The organism is Gluconobacter oxydans DSM 3504, from assembly GCF_000583855.1.
In the GTDB taxonomy this organism is placed as follows: Bacteria; Pseudomonadota; Alphaproteobacteria; order Acetobacterales; family Acetobacteraceae; genus Gluconobacter; species Gluconobacter oxydans.
Map to the genome: position 1 here is coordinate 561,934 of NZ_CP004373.1, position 20,836 is coordinate 582,769.

A 20,836-nucleotide genomic window follows, 5' to 3' on the forward strand; every position below is an offset into this window, starting at 1 on the left:
CATCAGGCACCTATCGTATCTGACGCTGCCACTGGCTTGGGGTGCATCCGAACTGCCGCTGGAACGCGGCGCTGAAATGGCTGATATTGCTGTAACCCAGTTGCATTGCCGTTTCGGTTACATTCTTCCGACATAAAAGCTGACGTGCATATTCCATACGATGCGCCTGATAGAAGGCATAAGGAGCGCATCCGAACTGCTGACGGAAAAGCTCCTTGAAGCGCGTCGGACTCAGGCCACAGAGCGCAGCCAGTTGCGGAATGGTCGGAACCTTGTCGAAGCGTTCCAGCAGGACCTGACGGGCGGCTTCAAGACCCGTAGCAGTCTTATCCACCCCCTTGCTTCGGTGGTCCTGCCCGTCTTCAGAAAAAGCATAGCCCAGCGTCGTTATGGCCAGTCCATAACCCACCAGCACATGCGGACTGGTAGCCGTAGCCGGGCTTGAAGACGTCGCGCGCAGATATCCCAGAAGCTGCCGGGCGGTCTGCAGACCTGGCTCCTGACAGCCCAGAAACCGGCTGCGAAGCCCGGCGGGCGGCGCAATGTTCATCTGATCGAGGATCCCCTGCGGAACATGCAGTTCAAGTGCTGAGAAATCCGCACTGTTCTCGAACGTGAATGTCTCCGCCGACGTGGGGGCCAGCACGAGATCACGGGCCTGGAAATGATAGGTCCGTCCCCTGATCCGCATGCTGCATGCTCCGGACAGGATAACCGTGCAACGGGTGGTCAGGCCCGGCTCATCAAAATATCCCTTCAGACCGCCAGCCTGAGCGACCAGAAACGCACTCGCCTGCAGCCCACCGGAAAAACTGCGCGAATACGGGTAGCGCAAGGCCGTTCCGGCCAGATTGCAAGGATGAGGCTGATGGACCTGCGTTGAGCTGATGTCTGCCGGCACGGCATGGTCTTTCCTGTCCGATCGGGGCAAGGCGGCCGATCCGGGTAGCGGAGATAATGAGAATTATTATCATCTCACCGCATGAAAGAAAACCTCTCCCTTCCAGAGCGCAGAACCGGCTCCAGCCTGCGGGGCGTTCGATCCGTCACGGTTGTCTGTACCGCCCTCACGGCGTTTCCCGTTTCTGGTTGGGCGGCAGGCGGGTCATTGCCCGCATGCGTTCAGAAGCCGGCTGCAGAAAGCCCCGCCACCTGTCCGTCCGGCACGGAAAACCTGACCGTCTGGGGCAAACATGCGGCGTTCACCACGCCCGTCAGCACAACACATATTTCCGCCCAGGACATGGCTGCTTACCGGATGCAGACACTGGGGGATATTGCCGAACGGGTACCCAATCTCTCCTTCACCAACACCACGCCCAACAATCCGGTCCTGATGGTGCGCGGACTGGGCGGGGCGGAAGATGAAGGCCCGGTCCTTTACACACCGGTCCTGATCGACGGCATTCCCGTTCCTGGCTTTGCCATGGGGCAGATGTTCGACTTCAGTAACGTCGATGTCCTGCGCGGCCCCCAGTTGACGGAAGGGATCAACGCGTTTGCCGGCATGGTCTCTGCCCAGTCCCGCGATCCCGGGAACAGACTAGGGGGTGCACTGGATTTCGAATACGGGACCGGTAACCGCAAACGGGCAACGTTTTCGGGTGACCTTCCCATTGATGCGTCCACCAGTCTGCGTGTGTCTGTCGGTGGCGAGACGGCCGATGGTTACATCCACAACCGCACGCTTGGCCGCCGTGACACGGGCGGCTGGCACGGATGGTTCGGGCGCCTCAAGCTGCTGCACAGGGATCGGGATGGCGGCGAATGGCGTTTCAGCCTGCATCGCATGCTCAATCACGGCGGCAACGATTATTTCGAAACGCCTGCGAACGCGCGCAACCATATTTCTTACAACACGTCGGAAGGCGTGAACGACACCGCATATCTGCTCGGATCCGCCCAGTATCATCGGCGCTTCAACCCACGCATGATTCTGGATGTGACGTTCGGTGGCGTCTCGACCGACTGGACTTACAGCAACCCCTATTCGGTGTTTTCCGCCAGTTCCGGCTTCACACTGCCCACGCGACAGATTGGTGGCTCCGTCATGCTGTCAGGAGCATCCGGAACGCTTGACTGGAAAGGCGGCATCTACGGCCAGCAGGTCAAACGCTGGGCTCCCTATGAATTCGACATGTCTCCCACTTACGCCAGCCGGACCACGGCGACGCTGGGGACAGCCAATGTCGCTTTCATGGGAGAACTGGGCTGGCATTTCGCGAAAAGCTGGCGGCTGGTGCCGTCCCTACGCATCGAGCATGTCGACAGTTCGCTGAGCCACTGGACAAGCTCCATGAGCGGCGACATGCCTTATGCCTACAGCATGCAGGACAGCCTGCCCCGGCAGAACCTCTCGAAAACAGCGCCTCTTCCGGGTCTGAAACTGGAATATAATCCACAGCCTTCGGGGGTACTCAGCCAGTTTGGCTGGCTCAGCTACACGCGATCGTTCCTGCCGCCGAATTACAGCCCTTATGGCTCGTATGGCAGCACGGTGTCGCTTCCCTATGCTTCCAGCTACGGCAACACGGTCGAAGCAGGCTACAGGCTCGGGGATCTGGCAGGGCGCTGGTCCGTGGAAGCCACGGGGTTTGCGAGTTTCCTCTCCAATCTTCAGGTCGCCGCAACAAACGGCGCAGGGGAATCCCTGATCGGGACGGCCGGCACAGCCCATTCACGCGGCATGGAAGCCTCCGCGCACTGGAAGCCCGTCGGAACGCTTCAGCTCAATGCGTTTGTCGGCCTCACCTATGCCGCCTATGACCGGTTCGTATTCGGCGGAACAGATTACAGCGGCAGGCAGATGGCCGGGACCCCGCGCAGCAGCTTCGGCTTTTCGGGCGACTGGCATCCGGCCGCAGGATGGACGGTCAACGCCAGTGTCGTCCGGCGCGGCAAGACAACGCTTTACCCCAGCAGCAGCATCCAGAACGCCCCTTATGTTCTCGTCGATGCGCAGATCGAGAAGCGCTGGAAACACTGGAACGTGGCGCTCTACGGGCACAACCTGACCAATTCGAGCTATTTCACGCGTGGCCTGTCAGCCGGCTATGTCGTGGCCGCCAATCCGCGGCAGCTCGGGTTCCGTGTCGGTCTGGATTTCTGACATGGACACGCCTCCGCCAACCGCGCCGCACGCGGTGTTCAGACGGTTTCTGGCCATCAGCCTCATGTACGGCTCCCAGGGGATTCCAGCAGGGCTGGCGTTCAGCGCCCTGTCCACCATCCTGCGCCACAGCGGCGTTCCCCTGAAGCAGATTGGCCTGACGGGACTGCTGTTCCTGCCCTGGGCACTTAAATGCTTCTGGTCGGGCTGGACCGATAATGCCGGCAAGAAATGGGGCTATGGGCGCCTTGCCCTGTGGACGCATGCTGCGGCAATCATGCTGTGTCTCGTGCTGGGGCTGATCGCGCCCGACCGGCACTTCCTTCTGTCGCTGTCAGGCGTGCTCCTGCTGAACACGATCTTTGCCACGCAGGATATCCTGACCAATGCCTGTGCCGTGTCTCACATGAAGGGACGCAACGCAGGGCTGGCGAATGCATTGCAGGTCATTTCCTTTCTGCTGGGAATGGTGGTGGGCGGGGCCGGATCGCTCCTGATCTATGACCGTCTCGGCTGGGCGGGTGCGATGTGGAGCATCGCCGGCGAACTCAGCCTCCTGTGGGCGGCACTTCTGCCGCTCCGGGACTGTGTGGAACCCGCCCTCCGTCACACACGGCAGATCCCCTCGCGACTGGCAGACCTTTTCCGGCGCCCCGATTTCCGCTGGGCGATGCTTCTGTCGGTAGCTTTCAAATTCGCCAGCTCGGCACTCGCCATGCTGCTCCAGCCATGGCTGATCGACCGGTCTTTCAGCCTCGACTTCGCAGGCACATTGCAGATGTCCAATATCATGTGCGGTGCGCTGGGCGGCGCTTTGATCGGCTTTCCGGCCGTTCGGATAATGGGGAGCCGTCGCGCTATTGGCCTGCTGATCTGGCCATCCACCCTGCTTCTCGGAACCCTGTTTCTTCTTCAGGCCACGGGAACGCCAAGCCGCTGGCTCCTCTATGTCGGCCTGGGAGCGGAGAACATGCTGGATGGCGGATTTTACGTCTCGGTCTGGGCCCTGCTCATGGACTGGTCATCAGACGAGCGCCCTGGAACCGATTACAGCTTTCTTCAGTGTGGAGAGAGCCTGACCAATGTCTTTGCCGGTCTTTCGCTCGTACCTCTGGCCTCCCTGATCGGATACAGCCAGACGCTTCTGATCACCTGGATCACCGGCATTCTCATGCTGTTTTTCGTCATGTCTGCCACCCGGAAACTTGAGGGCCAGAGACATGACGGCCGTGTTCTTTCAAAATCACCCATGTGAGATCGTTATGAAAATTTCCAATATCCTTCAGGAATCTTCCGATCTGTCGGTTGTCGATATCGGCAAAAAAACCGAGACCGTTTCGATGAACGGTCTGAAAATGCTTTTCCCGTTCGGACATCTCGACGTCGGACTTCTACGCTTCAGGGGGGCCACCCCTTGGGAAGAACATCCGAACGAGGAGTTCCTTCTTGTAATCGAAGGAGAAACAACGCTGACCCTCCGCACTGAAGACGGCGAGATCAGTTCGACCGCCAGAAAAGGCGATGTGCTGGTGGTCCCCGCAAACACCTGGCATCGACAGGATGTGCCGGATTCAGTGACCGTCATGTTCATGACCAGTCATGAAGGCAACCGCCACAAGTCTGACTTCTCTGCAGCCTGAGGGAGAAGGAGGGTCAGGCCGCCCGATCTCTGACGTCGGGCGGTACGGTTGCTCTTACTGTGCGCCTTTCACGACAAGCTTTCCGGCACGGACAGCATATTGTTTCTGGTTATCCGGCCCAATCAGCGGCGTGGCATGACTTGTAAATACCATCGGCAGGGACACAGGTGATTTTACCGGCCGATAGTTCTGAGCCTCGTTCACGTCGCCTGCTCCGACATATTTGGCGATATACGGGTACGGATAAACCGGACGGCTTGCGGTCGCCGTGGCATTGGGGCGCGCATAGGGCTGGCTGGGCATGGGAGCCATGTGAATCTGCCCACCTGCCGGCGGCTTGCCCGAAGCGCCAGGAGGCGGGCCCATCGGCCCGTCACCCTGCGCAGTTCTCTCGGTGCAAATGGCGGCAGGTGCAGTACCCGTTTCGGTCCATGCCATGAGTGGAGAAAGAAAATCGACCTGCGGGAAACCCTCGCCATTCCCGCAGTGCCCCACTCCGGGAAGCAGATAGAATTTCAGGAAACTGTCCGTCTGCTCCACGCCCATTTCTTTCTGCACACCCTGATAATAGGCGATGGTGTTGAGCGGAGAAATCGACTGATCCGCCAGACCATGCCACAGGATCAGGCGACCACCATGCTTGCGGAACGGACGCAGATCCGTGTTCTCGGCATTATACAGCGGAGCCAGTTCGCTCATGTTAGCGAAAGATGGGTCGTCAAAATGGAAACGGTCCAGATTTGCTGCTTTTTCATCCACGTTTCGCGGAATGATATAAGCAATCGCAGAGGCCGCGATGCCCTGACTCATGGACGTTCCACGTTCCGTCGCAGGGAGCGCCCACTGCAATTCCGATCCCGGCAAAGGGCCGCCGATAATATACGGATGGCCTGAAGCATCCGTCGCTCCGGCATAAAGGCGCACTGCCGCCTGCGTTTCTTCCGCTGTCAGGCAATGTGACGTGTCGCTCTGGCCTGCGGGACACTGCACCCATGCCGGGTCAAAATGACAGGTACGGGGCTCCTCCAAAATACCGTCTTTTACACCGGAAAGCGTCCCGCAATGCTGGATCACCGCGTCATGTAACACACCCACGCGCCCTTGCAGGAGGATGCTGCTGCCATCCGCTCGCTGATTCCCGCGCACGTTCCACGCATGGTAGAAAGAGTTCTGTACGGTAAACAGGGCAGCCGGCGCGCCAGCTGAAATCCCGTCAAAATCCTCGGGGAAACGCTGGGCTTCCATCAGCGCTTCACGGCCTCCATCGGAACAGCCAACAAAATAGGAATATTTCGGGGCCTGTCCGTAGAAAGCTGCCGTCAGCGCTTTGGCAGCGAGAGCGGTCACATGGTTCGCGCGATAGGCGAAATCGATCCGCTTTTGCGGGTCCCTACCGAATTCCCCCTGCACAAGACCCATCATCGGGCCAGTATGACCCATGTCATCGCCTGCCATGACAAATTCCCCGTTCAGGGCTGGAGCACAGGCCCCGGCGTTACTCACGCCCACACGCGTCATGCCACACAGACCACCACATCCGCCCTGCAGGAAGCGCTGTGTCCAGTGCTCCATCGGCAGATCGACTTCAAAGGAAATCGCTGGCGCAATCTGGCCTGTGACTTTGCAGAACCCGCCTTTGGGGGTGTCGAGCACACTTGCTTTCTGGGTATGCACGGGCGCTCCGACACTGGGCGCGAGGTCAAAATGAGCGAGAGCGTCGCAGGATATGACGGGAGCCACCGCTGGAAGGGCGGCCCTGTCCGCGGCCCGGGCCGAAGTAGCAAGAAGCGGTCCAGTTCCTGTACTCAGGATCGCGAGAAAAACAGTCAGCGTCAGCAGTATTTTCTTCATATCAGGCGAAATGTCCTGTTCAGTCATTGCCTCTTCATGCACCGAAATCACGTCATGTCACACGGAACGGAATGTATGAATTTGTAAGGGGAGTGCCAGAATCCTGGCACTCCTGCCGCCTGGCGTTCAGCGGCCCTCTCCCACATCCTTGACGGAAGCATCCGCTTGTCCCTTGCTCCAGTAGCCGGATGCCTTGATCCATTGGGCTGAAATCCGGCGCTCATCCAGAAGATACTGACGTACAGCTTTTGCCACATGGCTTTCAGCACCAACCCAGACAAAAGTCCGGTCCGGAATCTCCAGATTTTTCAGAGCAGCAAGAATGTCCGCAGCGTCATCCGCCTGTTCCATCGGTCGATGAACCCAATGGGCGACATGACAGGCTGTAGTGGCAAACACCTGTTCGTCCTCTTTCCCCGGCACTGTTACAAGAGTGGTGACAGGCATTTGAGCAGGCAGTTCCTCAACGCGTCGCCCGATCGCGGGAAGCGCCGTTTCGTCGCCGATAAGAAGCCAGTGTTCAATTTGACCGGAAACAATCTGCGACCCACGCGGACCGCCGATTTCCAGATAATCACCGGGTTTGGCTGCCCTCGCCCAGGCCGCAGCCGGTCCGCCAGGGTGGTTGACGAAATCCAGACATAACGTCCCCTTCTGCGGGTCATACTGACGCGGTGTATAATCACGCCGGGTCAGTGTCCCATCCGGCCCCGGCACAAAGATCTTGATGTGATCATCAGGAGCCAGACTGGTAAAACCGGCAAGCTCTCGTCCCCCCAGAGTAATACGGATCATGTGGGGAGTAAGATGCTCGACAGCACGGACCTCGAGATGACGTCGGACAATTTCATGTCGCACACGCCGGATTTCGGGACAGGCACCACGATTTGAAAAAGACTGGAAAAGCTTCATGACCATGTATCCCTATCTGCCGGCAAACCGGTGACTGTGGATACACAGACGCACAGGCTGCCAGCATACTGCTGTCAGTTTCTGCGCGTTGTTTCACGTTAACGCATACGAAAGTGCGGTCGTACAAAGACCACCCTTAACTCCCCAAGCAAAGCCTTCAGAACCAGTGTCTGTCAACGATTTTCCTGGCATTCCCTTTGCCGCTATCAAGGCCAATGGGGAGCAATAGAATGTGGATATCGAAGCGCTATAAAATTACCACCGATAACCAATCTGCCCCGTCACACGGCGAAGCTGTCCCCAGGCACAAGATGTACTGGATGAACATTCGACCACGTACTGTTTGTTAAAGCCGTTGACGAGGCTTGCCCGCACATTGAGCCCCTTGAGACGTCGGCTCAGTTTTCCGAAATCGTAACTCATGCCCCCGTCAAACACTGTGTAGGCCGGAACATGAAATGAGTTCGCCTGGTCACCCATTGAAAAGCCCACGTATCGCATTCCCGCATTCAGAGACAATCCATCCAAAATGCCGTTCAGGGTATTTTTCTGGAACTTATAATCAACGAAAAGATTGAAGGTGTTGCGAGGAAGCTCAGTGGGTGACTTGCCTTGCAGTGATACTGTTTTTCCGTTGATATCTGTCGATGTCAGCGTCGTATGACTGTTATATATCGACATGTAGGTATAGTTGGCATTCAGATTCAGACCTTGCGTAATATTGACATTCGCTGACAGTTCAACGCCGCGCGCACGCACCTGACCAATTTCAAGATAAAAATTTGCGTGGTCCGGATCGCTTTCGAGAACATTGTTCTCCTTCATGTCGTATGCAGCGGCAGTAAATAGCATTTTCGTATTAGTCGGCTGGTATTTCAGCCCCACTTCCCACTGCTTTCCTTCGAGCGGATCCGCAATTCCTTTTCCATAGATATTTGATGTCTGAGGAAAAAATGACGTCGCATAAGAGAAATAGGGCGCAAGGCCAAATTTCGTCTTGTATGAGACACCGACATGCCAGGTAAACGCCTTTTTAAACGTGCTGTAATAATCATCCCAGTCCTGACGACCACCAATCATGACACTGAGTCCTTTCCATTTCATCTGATCCTGGAAATAAACCCCTGTCTGAGAGAGGGAGTCGTTCTCAGTGTACCATTTGTTACCAGTCTGCTTGATGAAATCGCTATAATTGTACTGATAATATTTTGGACTCAACAGATTCAATGTCGGAACAGTAGAAAAGTCAAATGCATAAGTCCCTGCGTCCGGTTGATCCCTGTAATCAACACCTACCAGCAGCGTATGATGGATGGGTCCCGTATCGTAGTCACCTTGGAGATGGGAATCGAGTAGAGCAGCCCAGCCCTTGAAATGATCAACGAGCGCATAGCGCTTCATATTGGACGTTCCTGCCACTATTCCACTACTGAAAAGTTGGGCAAAATAACTATCATCATATTCGTACCGGAAATTCTGGCTGAACTGGAGATGACGATTGAATTTATGAGAGAAAATATATTCAAATAAGTGGCTCTTGTCGTACGATCGGTCAAAACCCGGATCACCGGTATCAACAGTCGGGCTGTATCTTCCATATTTCTGCGGAAAAAGAGAACCAATTGCCGGGCCACCCGCAGCATATCTTAAAGATGGCGTATAGTTATACTGCCCGATCAGTGTAAGCTTCGTATTATTGTCAATGTTCCATGTCAGGGCAGGCTGAATGATCAGTCTTTTATATTTTACATACTGGACCTGATCGCCCTGCGTGTTTCCAACTGCTACAACACGATAGAGAAGCTGGCCATCCTTTGTAAGCGGCCCACTGCTATCGAACTGTCCTTCATAACGACCATAACTGCCGAACCCCACGTTGAACTGATGCTGTGCCTGTTCCGTCGGGCGTTTGAGATCCTCATTGATGATTCCCCCTGGCGCTGCCTGTCCGTACATCACCGAGGCCGGCCCACTCATGGCCTCTATGCGATCAAGCATGAACGGCTCTACCGTGGAAGGCGCGACACCTGTCATCAAGCCATCCACAAACGTATCAGTCTGGAAGCCACGCTGGTAAATGTCGTGCGAATTGATTGACGGAATCCCACTTCCTCCCATCGGATCCGTAATTCCGGGCATATAGCGAAGAACTTCATCCACATTCAGCGGTTGCAGGTCATCCATCTGCTGCCGTCCAATTACGTAAACGGACTGGGGAATATCGACGATGGCTGTATCGGTCTTGGTCGCCGCAGTTGAATGACTCACAAAAAATCCCTCACCCGGACCATAAGGCGCCTGGGGATTGGACATACGAGCGGCCGTCCCGCCCACACGTACGGGACCCAGCGTGATCGCTGCTGATCGGGTCGCAGGGACAATCTGGACAGCCGCCGATCCCACAGACCGCCAGGACAGCCCACTTCCCTGCAAAAGACGGGCCAGAGCTTCATTAGCCGTGAAGCTGCCATGCAGACCGTTTGTTCGATGTCCCGCCAACGCGGGCGCCTGTGACGTAATCTGAAGACGGGATTGCGCGCTGAAAACAACCAGCGCATCCGAAAGTGAGCCGGCGGAAATATCGAAACGGGATTTTGACTGCGCCGGTTCAGTCTGCGCCAGGGCATTTCCGCAAACAGCCACGGTCAGGGCCGTCGTAGCGCCAAGCATCAGAACCGATGCAACAAGAGGTGTCTTCAAAAATCCTGATGAACGCATGGGCGCAGCACTTCCTGTCTCTGCGGCTTATTGATAATGCAAGTCATTTGCATCTTTTGCCTGTGACAGTGAGATGCTTGCCGTCATCTTTTTTTCGAAAAAAAATACTCTTCGAAGATCATTTCCCTTCGAAGATATTGATTCATATCAATTTTATTTCTGACCGCACCAAGATTCCATCGGTCTCAATGCCCTGTCACGATCGCAAGCCACGGAGAAAAAGACGCAACCTCTCCTCCATACGGCCTCACGATCAATGCAAGAGATTCTTTCGGGTGGTGCAGATCGTAAGATCCCGTTACGCGCTTTTCCGTCAGGCTCCCATGTGCCACCACAATCCGTGCGGGTGTCCAGGGCTGAAGGGCTGCCACCATCTCGCCTATGGTACTGTCCCGGGCAATGAGCGTACCGTTACGCCAGAGCGCAACCATGTCCGGACTCTGGCTTCCTGTCACGGCCTGTGTGGTTCCCACATGCGCCCAGTTTCCAGCCCGCAGGTCCTGCTCGAAAGGAACTCCGCTTCGGGCAGAAACATGCACTTCCCCTTCCTTTACAGCGACCGTCGTATCCGCACCGTCCGTCCGTGCATCGAACTCCGTTCCGATATCCATTGTCGTAACGCGCCCTGCAGTCACGGAAAACGCTCGGGCCACGTCATGTTTCACGACGAAATAGGCTTCTCCTCGCAGAAGTTCGATACGTCGTTCCCGAGACGTAACATGCACCGCGAGCGCTGTTCGGGGAGCCAGAACAACCTTGCTTCCATCCGCCAGACAGATATCACGCGTCATCCCGGGGGGGGCGTAATAATCCGCCCGAAGCCGGAGCATCACGTCGGGCACCAGAAACATGATCGCCAGACAGGCGGCGGCCAGCCCACCCATCGCAACATACCACCTGCGATGCCGCCGGCCACGCTGCACTTCCCCGCGTTGCACAACTGGAACAGCCGCCATCAACCGGGCCGTAACATTCATATCCTCCCAGGCCTGGCGATGTTGGGGGGCCTGCGCGAGCCATGCCTCGAAAGCACGTTTCAGTTCCGGATCATCACTGTCCTCACGCAGTGCGATATACCACCCCGCCGCCGCTTCCTCGGCACTTCGATAGTCACCCATGGGCCATGCTGTTCCGATCAGACTGGGGTCCCTCAGGCGCAGGGCCGTACCAACGCGTCAGGAACGAAAAGGCGGACAATGACAGGTCATGCCTACAGGATGCGCGAAGCCGCGCATTTTTCATGAAATTCGTGATGCGCACCGAGGCTTACTGCCCTTCCCTGCGGATCCGGTTACAGACTGCCATGCCCTCCGCAATCAGGCCATGCACCAGAGGTATGGAAATTCCCAGAAGGGCAGCAACCTCGCGCAGCTTCATGCCCTCGAAATGATACATGCGGATTGCCCGGGCCTGACGATCCGGCATCGCATCGATTGCCTCCATGATCCTGACGACGATTTCACGCGCCGCCACGGTATCCTCCGGTGAAACCGTATTATCGACAATGGTGGAGACAGTCACGTCAAAGTCACTGGTACTGACCCGTTCAATCGCGGCCCGGCGCAGACGCCCCAGCAGCAGATTGCGAATAATGGTCCGCAGGTAACTGACCGGCGAAACCACACTCCCGACAGGCTGCCGGGAAAACAGCAGCCATGCATCATGGACGATGTCTTCAGCCAGCACGCCGTCTCCCGAGAGACGCCGGGCATAAGCCAGAAGCCCCGCGCGATGGGTTTCGTACAGATCCACAGGCAAGGATTCAGATTTCAAGAGACAGCTTCCCGGTGCCAGACTCAAACCGGCAGAAGGCAGTTGAGAACGACTTGCAACTCTGATGACACACAGTTCTCCATTTCGCAAGATGTCTGACCGCGGGGCTTCTCCAACCAGCACTCCGGACTGTTTTTTGGCCGGCCAGTATCACGTCCCCGTTATTTTTCATTCTCAAGCGTGAAAAAAGAGGCTGCCCGAACGTCTGAAAAAACAGGGGCATACAATGGCCCATCCCGGTCTCCATGCTGCAGGCCGCCTATCGGATAAGGCAAGAGAAGGTTCAGATGACGGAAAGGTGGCTTTTTCTCCGGAATATAGATGCAAATAAGTATCATTATAAAATCTGCATCAAAGTTCCTGGCACGGTCCGCCCGTCATGACCACCCGGAGCCTTCGCCGCTGGTTCGTGGTGCACAAATGGACGAGCCTGATTTGCACCCTGTTCCTTTTGGTTCTCTGCGTAACTGGCCTGCCGCTGCTGTTTTCGGAACAGATCTGGGACACTTTTGTCGGCGACGACGATCCTCCTTACGAGACAGTGCCGCCCGGGACACCGAACGCCAGCCTGGATACGATCGTGGCGAAGGCACGCAGTCTGTTCCCCGGCCAGATCATCACGGACATCTCCCCCGACGATGATGAACCGGCAGTTCTGGTTTCCATGGCCCCAAGCTGGCAGGCCCTGAAGGACGACGAAAAATATCCTGACCGGAATTCCGGCCACTGGATCAAGTTCGATGCCCGGACCGTGAAAGTCCTGAAACTGTCACGGCCGGCAGATGCCCCGCGTCCACCCCAGACCTGGACCGGTCTCATCATGGGAACATGCAGCCGGTTGCATGTCAGCCTGTTCGCATATCTGCCCGGACGCCTGTTTCTTGGACTGATGGGCGGTGTTTTCGTTGCATCGCTTGTGTCGGGTACCGTGCTGTATGGCCGCTTCATGAAGCGGCTTCCCTTCGGGGCTGTCCGGCGCGATCGTGCACGCCGCCTCACCTGGCTGGATCTTCACAACCTGCTCGGCGTGGCCACACTGGTCTGGGCCAGCGTGGTTGGGTTTACCGGACTGGTCAACGAACTTCAGACACCGCTGTTCGGTCTGTGGCGCCTAACGGATGTCCGACAGATCCTGAGACCCTATGCGAGCCTCCCGGTTCCCTCCCAGGACCATCTCTCTTCCGTTCAGAAAGCGTTTGAAACTGCGGCGAAAGCAGCTCCTGGGAATGTGGTCACCGGATTGTCTTTCCCTGGTGCCTCTTTTGGCAGTCCGGTTCATTACGTTCTCTGGACGCATGGAGCCACGCCACTGCGCGCCCGTCTCTTCACCCCGGTTCTGGTAGATGCCCGGACCGGAGAACTGACCGGTGCCTATCCCATGCCATGGTATCTGCGCTTCCTGGAAATTTCTCGTCCCCTGCATTTCGGCGACTACGGCGGAATGCCGCTGCGCATCCTCTGGGCACTGCTGGATATCGTAGTGATCGGCGTGCTGGTCAGCGGTCTCGTTCTATGGGCCGCCAAACGCAGGATCAGCCCCGATACACGCCTGCGCGCGCTTGGTTATGAACTCGACGGCGATACGGGGCTGGCCGTCCATCGCATCCCGACGCGTGCCGCTCCATGAATACCGGAGCCAGACCTTCATCCCCTTCAGCGCCTGCTATCTGGCCGTGGCCGGTGGTGCTTGGGGGGCTCACCCTGTTTGGCCTCATGTCCGCACTTCTGGGCCAGCATGGCATCTGGCTTGTCCTGTCATGGACCAGCCTCTCCACACCCCTGGCAGTCATGACCCTCTGCCTGATCCGCGCCTGGCGCAGACCGTCTTCCAAAGGAGGTCCCCTGTGACCGATCTCACAACGATGTCTTTCTCCCCCTGGGAGATGTTTCTCAATGCCGGCCCCGTTGTGCGCGGCGTGATGACCCTTCTGGCAGTGGCCAGCCTCCTGACATGGACGGTCTTCATCGCCAAAACGGTTGAGCTGCTTCGTGCATGCGGGCGGCTTCGGAAGGCTGAGAATGCTCTCGCCGAAGCCGACACGCTTGATCTGGGAGAAGAATGGACCAGGGAGAACAGATCCATTGCCCATGCGCTTGTTCTTGCGGCGGAAACCGAACGCCAGCGTTCGCAGGATATCCTCGATGACCGTGACGGCCTAAAAGAACGTATCGTCCTGCATCTCGAACGTCTGGAAGCCGCGGAGGGACGTCATCTCATGCGCGGGACCGGCCTGCTGGCGACCATTGGAGCCACGGCCCCCTTCGTCGGGCTGTTCGGCACGGTCTGGGGCATCATGACCTCGTTCACCGGCATTGCCGCCAGCAAGGCGACCAGTCTGGCCGTGGTTGCGCCTGGCATCGCCGAGGCCCTGCTGGCGACGGCGCTTGGTCTGGTCGCGGCCATCCCGGCCGTCGTGATCTACAATCATCTGGCGCGGCAGTCCGCCGCCTGCCGGGCGCAGGTCGCGGATCTGACGTCACTCGTCATGCGGCTTGTCTCGCGTGACCTGAGCCGGATGCAGCCACCGGGTCCCGGCGCGCAGGTGGTCCGCCTCGATATGTCGCGTGACGCGCGCTCTCTTGCCGCGGAATAAACAGCATGATCCGCATCCGCCACGCTGATGAAAGCCCGCATGAAGCGAGCGAGATCAATGTCACGCCGTTTATCGACGTGATGCTGGTCCTCCTCGTGATTTTCATGGTGACAGCCCCGCTGACCACAGTGAACGTGCCTGTGGACCTGCCATCTTCCAGTGAAAAACCCGCCCCGCGACCTGATGATCCCGTCTTCCTGACGGTCAAGGCCGATCACAGTCTGGCTCTCGGCGAAGATCCGGTGGAAACCAGCGGACTGAGGCCTGCACTGGAGCGCGCGACAAAGGGAAATCACGACGAACGGCTCTTCCTGCGTGCGGATAAGAGCGTTGATTACGGAACGCTGATGGGCGTGATGGACAGGCTTCGTTCGGCTGGATACCTCAAGGTGGCGCTCGTCAATCTGCAGGGACAGGAAGAAGGCAGCGAGGCCGCTTCGCAACCAATCTCGGCCGCAGGTGGCGCACCGTGAGCGGGAGAGTACAGGCGCCGGGAGAGCCCTCTGATGGGCTTCCTTCTTTCAGCAAATGGCAACGCGACCAGTTCAGGTTGACCCGTCGTGAAGACGCACTCCGCTGGGGACTGTCCTTTCTCGCTGTTCTTGGCGTCAGTGGCGGCACCATCTGGTACGTCATGCGCCTGCCGCCCCCGGTCATGGCGATCCCTGCGCCTCCGCCCGCCGCCATTGCCATCGACATGGCACCTGAACCGGTTTCCACCCCCACTCCGCCGACGGATGTTCCCCCCGGCCCGCAACAGACACAGTCCATTCCCGATCCGGCTCCCGTAGATCCGCCCAAGGTCACAGCGCCACCATCGCCGGCACCTCACCCACCGGTGCCCGTGCCAAAACCGGAAAAACCCCGTAGGCTCGTGAAGAAACACCCGCCTGTCCCGCCGCACAGAAAGCCGATCCCGGACAAGACACCGCCGGCAGACCGGACAACCGCGCCACCATCATCGGAGGCACCCCCCGCTCCGACACAGGCCGCTCCTGCACCAGGCGCATCCTCGTCCAGGGCATCGCATGACCCCGTCACGTGGCAGGGCGCGCTGCTGGCGCAGCTTGAGAAATTCAAACGCTACCCGACCGATGCCATGGCCGATCATCAGGAAGGCGTCCCGACCGTTACTTTTTCAATGGATCGCAAGGGCCATGTGCTTTCGGTGACCCTCGCCGGCAGTTCCGGTCACACGCTTCTGGATCAGGAAGCCGTGGCTCTCCCCCGGCGTGCCCAACCTCTTCCCCCACCGCCCGATACTGTCGAAGGGGATCCCATCACCCTGACAGTTCCGGTCGAGTTCTACATTCATCCCGACAGGAACTGAGGTTTCTCGTCATTTCTTTGATCGTGACAGGATCATCGCCATGCCCGCTTTCCCCGAACATCGCCGCTCACCTCCTGACATCCGGCAAATCCTTCCCGGCATGGGGGCAAGCCACACGCGGGTTCGCCAACTGGAAGAGCGATGCCGGGACGGTGGCTTGAAGATGACTGATCTGCGTCGGGTACTGCTGCATGGCATTCTTGAAGCAGGAAAAGGCGCAACGGCTGACGAAATCTGGAAAATTCTGGATAGGATGCTGGGCGGTCATGCACCCAGTCATGGTTCAATCCAGCGTAATCTCAACCTGCTGGTCCAACATGGCGTATTGCGTCGCAATGTCGGGCCAAACCGGGTCTGGCGTTACGACATTGCCTCGGCATACAGGAAAACGTCTCCAGCCATTACGTTTGTCAATGCCGAGACAGGCCGCCACATTCCTCTCCGCTCCCTCAAGATCGCCGCCCTGTTATATCGCGCTGCAGCCGAATACGGCCTGATCCTCAAAAGCGCAGCCATCACAGTTGCACCAAGCAGCGACGAGCGGGACTGTCAGGCTCCTTCCCCATCGATTTGAGCAGAAAAAACCACTTCAGGCTCTGCGGGGTCAGTTCCCGGAGGGATACTCACCAAAGATTTCAGAACGTGCTGCGCAGTGTGGCCATGAAATTCCGGGGTTCTCCGTAATAATTGTAGTAATAGATATTGCCGAGGCGCTGATAGTAGCGTGTGTTGGAAATGTTGTTGATGTTGACGGCGACATCCAGTCTGGGATTGAACTGGTAGCCGATCTGGGCATTGGCGACCACGTAGGCGCCCTGTCTGACGGTGCGTGTCGTGCCGAAGGTGCTGCTCTGCGCGGTCAGGCCGCCGCCCACGCTCCAGACGTTTCTGGTCTGCTCGGGGGCTGCGAAGCGGTAGTGGCTCCAGAGTTTGAAAAGATGCCGGGGTGAGTTGGACGCATAGGGCTGGCCTTCCAGGGACGCCGTGCTGTCTTTCAGGATGACATTGTCATTATAGGTGTAGCTGGCGTTGATATCCCAGCCTGGCAGGATACGGCCGATCATCTCCGCTTCCGCGCCCTGGCTGCGCACCTTGCCGGCCGCACGGTAGCAGTCGCCGGTTCCGCTGCGGCCGCAGGTGGGGGCGAGATCGCCATCGATCATGGCCTTGTTGCGTTCGATCACGCGGTAGCCGGCCAGCGTGACGCTCAGATTATGATGGAAGAAGTCGCCTTTCAGCCCTCCCTCGATCTGCTGGCCGAGATCCGGTTTCAGGCGGCCGGTCGGGGTGTAGCCGGACTGGGGGGTAAAGGTGTCGGTGAAGCTGACATAGGCGGAGATCCCGGATGTCACGTTCCAGACCAGTCCCAGATACGGCGTCGGGACGGCGTTGTTCTTCAGGCTGGTGACATAGGGGCTATTGGTGGAGATGTTTCGGTATTTGTATTCGTAAAAGCTGATTCGGCCGCCCAGGAGCAGATGCAGTGATCTGAGCAGTTCGATCCGCAGGGACCCGTAGACGCCTTCCTGACGTGTGGGTTCGCGGTACATCGTGGTGATGTCGGGCTGGATTGTGCTTGAAATGACGGGCGAGAAGATGTCGAGCCCCGCGAGGCCGGTATTGACGCGCGAACTCTGCGTGGCGCCACCGTCTGTCATCACGTCGGAATCATAATTCCCGCCGATCACCAAGTCATGCTTGCGGTGAAAGGCATGGATGGGGCCGGTGACATACAGGTCCACGCCATCGTACTGGTCATGGATCAGGGAGTTCGCGACGACGAAATTGGCGGTTTTCTGAGCTGTGACGGCACTGTTGAGGTAGGTGTAGTGCAGGCTCGTATCGGTCACGCGGTGCCGGCCGGTCAGACGCGCGCGCCATCCGCCACCGAAACGGTGTTCCAGTTCGCCGCCGAGTTCATACATGGGGGACGTCGTATGGCCCCAGTCGGCGCCGACAAAGCTGTTGCGGCTCAAGTGCAGGTCGCTGCCGTCGGCCGCGCGGGGAAGGCCCATGAAACGGGTGGTGTCATTTTTCTGCCCGGTTGCGCTCATGGACAGGGTCGTATGGTCGGTGATGTGCACATCGACATCGGCATAGGCCGTCCAGCGGCGGTCATGGGCGTGCTGATAGAAGTAGCCGCGGTCGGTTCCGGCGATCACGAAACGGCCTGTCACCCGTTTGGACGCGCTTAATGGCCCGGTGACATCGGCATCGGCATGGTAATTGCCCCAGGAACCGCCGCTGAACGATCCCTGAGCCCTGAACTGGTCCAGGGGGCGTTTGCGGACGAAGTTCACGCTGCCGCCCGGGGGAGCAGAGCCCTGAAACGTGCCGTTGGGGCCACGGAGCACTTCGAGCCGGTCGTAAATCGCGAGGTCGAACTGCTGGGCCATCTGCAGACCGCCGGTTGAGGGCACACCGTCGAACTGGGGCGTGAGCGCATAGCCGCGGGCCGTCATGCCGGCAGTGCCATCCCCGTAGAGATTGACGTTCACGCCGGGCACCTGTTTGAGCGCGTCGTCGACGCTGTTGAGGTTCTGGTCGTGCATCTGCTGGCTGCTGAGCACAGAGACGGATTGCGGGATTTCGTTCAGGCGCAGGAGCATCTTGCCCATGGACACCGCCTTGACGACGTAACTCCCCGTCCCGTCGGTGGTCGCGTTTTTGCGTCCCTCCCCCCAGACAACCAGACTTTCCACGCTGGAGGGCATCTCGTTTGTTGTGGAGGACTGCTGTGCCTGCAGAGCCTTTGCCGGGCCTTTCTTTTGGGCGTTGCCCGTGGCGTAGGGAGAGGTGGCTTTTTTGTCCTCTTTGTCCGGGAGGTCGGCGGCGTGGGCCAAGGTGACCGGAAATCCGGCGCTGACCGTCCACAGGAGAACGCCGTAGCGGTACAGGCTCTGTATCGTGCTGCTGGTTTTCCCGTGCATGTCCACCTGACCGCTCCGCCGTGATTTCTGCAAATGAAATTCGCAAATGAGAATTAGTCTCATATAACGGAGATGTGAGGTTTGTAAATTTTCTTACTTTTGCTGGCGCGTGGCTGGACGGTCTGCGGCCCGGACGGGCGGGTCTTGATCGCTCCATCGGGGGCATGCAGTGTTGCGCGTCCGCCTGATGGAACAGGATGCGGGCGGCAGGAAAACCAGCGGGGTCAGAGCAGCGTGAAGAACAGATTCTGGATGTTGGGCGGGCTGTTTCTGGCGGTTTTTCCGGTTGTGGGAGCCGGATTTTCCCAGGCCCGGGCGACCTCGCCGTCAGGAGAGACCATGCCTGCGAACCAGACCCATGATGCCGTCATTGCGGCCCGCGCATTTCTCGCCAGCTTCGATTCACAGGGCCGGACGAAGGTACAATTTCCATTTGTTGCACAAAAATCCGGCACGCTTGCCCGCTTCCGCAGGAGTGCTCCGGGGCAGCCCGTTGTGCCTGTGACGGGCGATCAGACGGCGGCTCCGGCCGCGCGCGGACCGGGTATGGGGCCGCCGGGAGGATTTGTCGGAGAGCGTTACGGCACGTCCGTGTGGTCCAATTTTCCGGTCAGTGACGTGCTGCGGCCCGGGCTTCAGATGGGACAGTTGACGCCGGCCCAGCGTGCGGCGGCATTTCATCTTTTGCAGACGCTTCTGAGCGCACGGGGCTATCAGAAGGTTCAGGACATCATGGACGGGGATCAGGCACTGGCGGATGCCGGGACCGATTTTGCGTCCGGCAGGGCCGTCTACACCATTGGCATTTTCGGGGAGCCTTCGGAAACGGCGCCCTGGATGGTGCAGTTCGGCGGGCATCATCTGGGTCTGAACCTTGTGATCGATGGTCCGCATGGCGTGATGACCCCGACCCTGACCGGCGCGCAGCCTGCGATCTACAAGCGGGGCGGCAGGACGGTGCGTGTTCTGGCGGGGGAGAACGACAAGGCCTTTGCGCTGCTGGATGCTCTGGATGCGCAGCAGCGCAAGCAGGCGATCCTGCCCTATGCCGTGGATGATCTCGTGGCAGGGCCCGGGCATGAGGGCGAAACCATTGTGCCCGAAGGCATCAAGGGGTCTGCGCTGAATGCGGCGCAGAAAGAGATGCTGATGGACATCATTGGCGAATGGGCCGGGATCATCAACGACACCTATGCCGCGCCGCGCCTGAAGGAAATCCGCGAGGGGCTGGACGAGACGTGGTTTGCCTGGAGCGGTCCGACCACTCATGAGCCTGACCGCAACGGCTCATCCTATTATCGTATTCAGGGCCCGCATCTGCTGATCGAGTTTTCTCCGCAGGGCGTCGGCGGCGATCCGACGCTGCACGTTCATACGGTTTACCGGGACCCGACCAACAGTTACGGCAGCCGGTTTACAGCGCCATGAGCAGGATACGGAGCATGGTGCTGGCGGGTGTGGCCCTGCTGCTGCCTGTGGCGGCTCCGGCGCATCGGCTGGACGAGTATCTTCAGGCCACGACGATTGCTCCGGCGCGTGATCATATCGCCCTGCATCTTCGGCTTGTGCCGGGGGTGGATGTGGCCGGGGCTGTGATCGGGCAGATCGATACCGATCATGACGGTCGGCTGTCTCCCGCGGAACAGCAGGCCTATGTGGCGCGGGTTGCGCACGGCCTGTCCGTCTCCCTGAACGGGGAGCCTCTGGCGGTGGTGCCGGAAGCTGCGACCTTTCCGTCACTGGAGGCCATGCGCGGGGGGACAGGTGTTCTGGATTTCCGCTTCCGGGTGCGTGCCGCGCTGAAGACCGGGGCCAATCATCTGGCGTATCGCAATGCCGGGGCCGGCCCTGATACGGTGTGGCTCGTGAACTGTCTGGTCCCGCAGGATCCGGGGCTGCATGTGTTGCGGCAGATACGTTCGCAGGACCAGTCGGATTATCAGCTGGATCTCATGGCCGATCCGGCCTGAGTTGTGAGG

Annotated in this window: 17 protein-coding genes; 10 read left to right on the forward strand and 7 right to left on the reverse strand. The window is 58.6% G+C overall.

The features are described from left to right. Window positions 1-10 precede the first annotated feature (10 nt). The gene (locus GLS_RS12900) at window positions 11-901 is read right to left on the reverse strand and encodes a helix-turn-helix domain-containing protein (RefSeq protein WP_052327427.1); all 891 of its coding nucleotides are present in this window, start codon (window positions 899-901) and stop codon (window positions 11-13) included. Window positions 902-1,108: 207 nt separating this feature from the next. Between GLS_RS12900 and GLS_RS02655 the strand changes: the two genes are divergently transcribed. The 3 genes from GLS_RS02655 to GLS_RS02665 are packed head-to-tail and all read left to right on the forward strand — an operon-like array spanning window position 1,109 to window position 4,749. After that, complete coding sequence (locus GLS_RS02655; protein WP_041110983.1) at window positions 1,109-3,109, forward strand: TonB-dependent receptor; 2,001 nt, start codon at window positions 1,109-1,111, stop codon at window positions 3,107-3,109. 1 nt (window position 3,110) lies between these two features. Continuing rightward, entirely contained in the window at window positions 3,111-4,364 is a 1,254-nt protein-coding gene (locus tag GLS_RS02660; RefSeq protein ID WP_052327428.1) for an MFS transporter, read from the forward strand. Next, on the forward strand, window positions 4,330-4,749 hold the full coding sequence (locus GLS_RS02665; protein WP_226986614.1) for a cupin domain-containing protein: 420 nt from the start codon (window positions 4,330-4,332) through the stop codon (window positions 4,747-4,749). The genes GLS_RS02660 and GLS_RS02665 overlap by 35 nt, the downstream gene beginning before the upstream one ends. A gap of 54 nt (window positions 4,750-4,803) precedes the next feature. Here GLS_RS02665 and GLS_RS02670 read toward each other — a convergent pair whose 3' ends face one another. From GLS_RS02670 to GLS_RS13060, 5 genes are all read right to left on the reverse strand, one after another. Then, window positions 4,804-6,423, reverse strand: a complete 1,620-nt coding sequence (locus tag GLS_RS02670) for a tannase/feruloyl esterase family alpha/beta hydrolase (protein WP_226986615.1) — start codon at window positions 6,421-6,423, stop codon at window positions 4,804-4,806. A gap of 303 nt (window positions 6,424-6,726) precedes the next feature. Further along, window positions 6,727-7,512 carry a siderophore-interacting protein gene (locus tag GLS_RS02675; protein WP_041112583.1) on the reverse strand — a complete coding sequence of 262 codons (786 nt, stop codon included), beginning with the start codon at window positions 7,510-7,512 and terminating at the stop codon, window positions 6,727-6,729. A 255-nt stretch (window positions 7,513-7,767) separates the two neighbouring features. Further along, a complete protein-coding gene (locus GLS_RS02680) occupies window positions 7,768-10,230 on the reverse strand; it encodes a TonB-dependent siderophore receptor (protein WP_041110986.1) in 2,463 nt (820 codons plus the stop codon). A gap of 185 nt (window positions 10,231-10,415) precedes the next feature. After that, window positions 10,416-11,348 carry a FecR family protein gene (locus GLS_RS02685; RefSeq protein ID WP_041110988.1) on the reverse strand — a complete coding sequence of 311 codons (933 nt, stop codon included), beginning with the start codon at window positions 11,346-11,348 and terminating at the stop codon, window positions 10,416-10,418. Window positions 11,349-11,496: 148 nt separating this feature from the next. After that, a complete protein-coding gene (locus GLS_RS13060) occupies window positions 11,497-12,003 on the reverse strand; it encodes an RNA polymerase sigma factor (RefSeq protein WP_226986616.1) in 507 nt (168 codons plus the stop codon). A 379-nt stretch (window positions 12,004-12,382) separates the two neighbouring features. Here GLS_RS13060 and GLS_RS02695 point away from each other — a divergent pair, with 379 nt between their 5' ends. From GLS_RS02695 to GLS_RS02720, 5 genes are all read left to right on the forward strand, one after another. After that, on the forward strand, window positions 12,383-13,630 hold the full coding sequence (locus GLS_RS02695) for a PepSY-associated TM helix domain-containing protein (protein WP_041110990.1): 1,248 nt from the start codon (window positions 12,383-12,385) through the stop codon (window positions 13,628-13,630). A gap of 217 nt (window positions 13,631-13,847) precedes the next feature. After that, window positions 13,848-14,597 carry a tonB-system energizer ExbB gene (gene exbB / locus GLS_RS02705; RefSeq protein ID WP_226986617.1) on the forward strand — a complete coding sequence of 250 codons (750 nt, stop codon included), beginning with the start codon at window positions 13,848-13,850 and terminating at the stop codon, window positions 14,595-14,597. Window positions 14,598-14,602: 5 nt separating this feature from the next. Then, window positions 14,603-15,070: a TonB system transport protein ExbD gene (exbD, locus tag GLS_RS02710; RefSeq protein WP_041110991.1), complete on the forward strand. Its 468-nt coding sequence runs from the start codon at window positions 14,603-14,605 to the stop codon at window positions 15,068-15,070. 77 nt (window positions 15,071-15,147) lie between these two features. Continuing rightward, window positions 15,148-15,927 (forward strand): energy transducer TonB family protein, encoded by a 780-nt coding sequence (locus tag GLS_RS02715; protein WP_226986618.1) that lies wholly within the window; start codon window positions 15,148-15,150, stop codon window positions 15,925-15,927. A 163-nt stretch (window positions 15,928-16,090) separates the two neighbouring features. Then, entirely contained in the window at window positions 16,091-16,501 is a 411-nt protein-coding gene (locus tag GLS_RS02720) for a Fur family transcriptional regulator (protein WP_226986619.1), read from the forward strand. 61 nt (window positions 16,502-16,562) lie between these two features. Here GLS_RS02720 and GLS_RS02725 read toward each other — a convergent pair whose 3' ends face one another. Then, window positions 16,563-18,857: a TonB-dependent siderophore receptor gene (locus GLS_RS02725; RefSeq protein WP_148295879.1), complete on the reverse strand. Its 2,295-nt coding sequence runs from the start codon at window positions 18,855-18,857 to the stop codon at window positions 16,563-16,565. 339 nt (window positions 18,858-19,196) lie between these two features. Here GLS_RS02725 and GLS_RS02730 point away from each other — a divergent pair, with 339 nt between their 5' ends. Then, window positions 19,197-20,285, forward strand: a complete 1,089-nt coding sequence (locus GLS_RS02730) for a DUF3500 domain-containing protein (RefSeq protein ID WP_226986620.1) — start codon at window positions 19,197-19,199, stop codon at window positions 20,283-20,285. Next, complete coding sequence (locus GLS_RS02735; protein ID WP_041110999.1) at window positions 20,282-20,827, forward strand: hypothetical protein; 546 nt, start codon at window positions 20,282-20,284, stop codon at window positions 20,825-20,827. Before GLS_RS02730 ends, GLS_RS02735 begins: the two co-directional genes overlap by 4 nt. Window positions 20,828-20,836: the final 9 nt, after the last annotated feature.

Coding starts and splice junctions, on each gene's coding strand:
- GLS_RS02660 (WP_052327428.1), top strand. CDS start 3,111: ATGGACACGCCTCCGCCAACCGCGCCGCACGCGGTGTTCAGACGGTTT.
- GLS_RS02665 (WP_226986614.1), top strand. CDS start 4,330: ATGACGGCCGTGTTCTTTCAAAATCACCCATGTGAGATCGTTATGAAA.
- GLS_RS02675 (WP_041112583.1), bottom strand. CDS start 7,512: ATGAAGCTTTTCCAGTCTTTTTCAAATCGTGGTGCCTGTCCCGAAATC.
- GLS_RS02680 (WP_041110986.1), bottom strand. CDS start 10,230: ATGCGTTCATCAGGATTTTTGAAGACACCTCTTGTTGCATCGGTTCTG.
- GLS_RS02685 (WP_041110988.1), bottom strand. CDS start 11,348: ATGGGTGACTATCGAAGTGCCGAGGAAGCGGCGGCGGGGTGGTATATC.
- GLS_RS02695 (WP_041110990.1), top strand. CDS start 12,383: ATGACCACCCGGAGCCTTCGCCGCTGGTTCGTGGTGCACAAATGGACG.
- exbD (WP_041110991.1), top strand. CDS start 14,603: ATGATCCGCATCCGCCACGCTGATGAAAGCCCGCATGAAGCGAGCGAG.
- GLS_RS02720 (WP_226986619.1), top strand. CDS start 16,091: ATGACTGATCTGCGTCGGGTACTGCTGCATGGCATTCTTGAAGCAGGA.
- GLS_RS02725 (WP_148295879.1), bottom strand. CDS start 18,857: ATGCACGGGAAAACCAGCAGCACGATACAGAGCCTGTACCGCTACGGC.
- GLS_RS02730 (WP_226986620.1), top strand. CDS start 19,197: ATGCCTGCGAACCAGACCCATGATGCCGTCATTGCGGCCCGCGCATTT.
- GLS_RS02735 (WP_041110999.1), top strand. CDS start 20,282: ATGAGCAGGATACGGAGCATGGTGCTGGCGGGTGTGGCCCTGCTGCTG.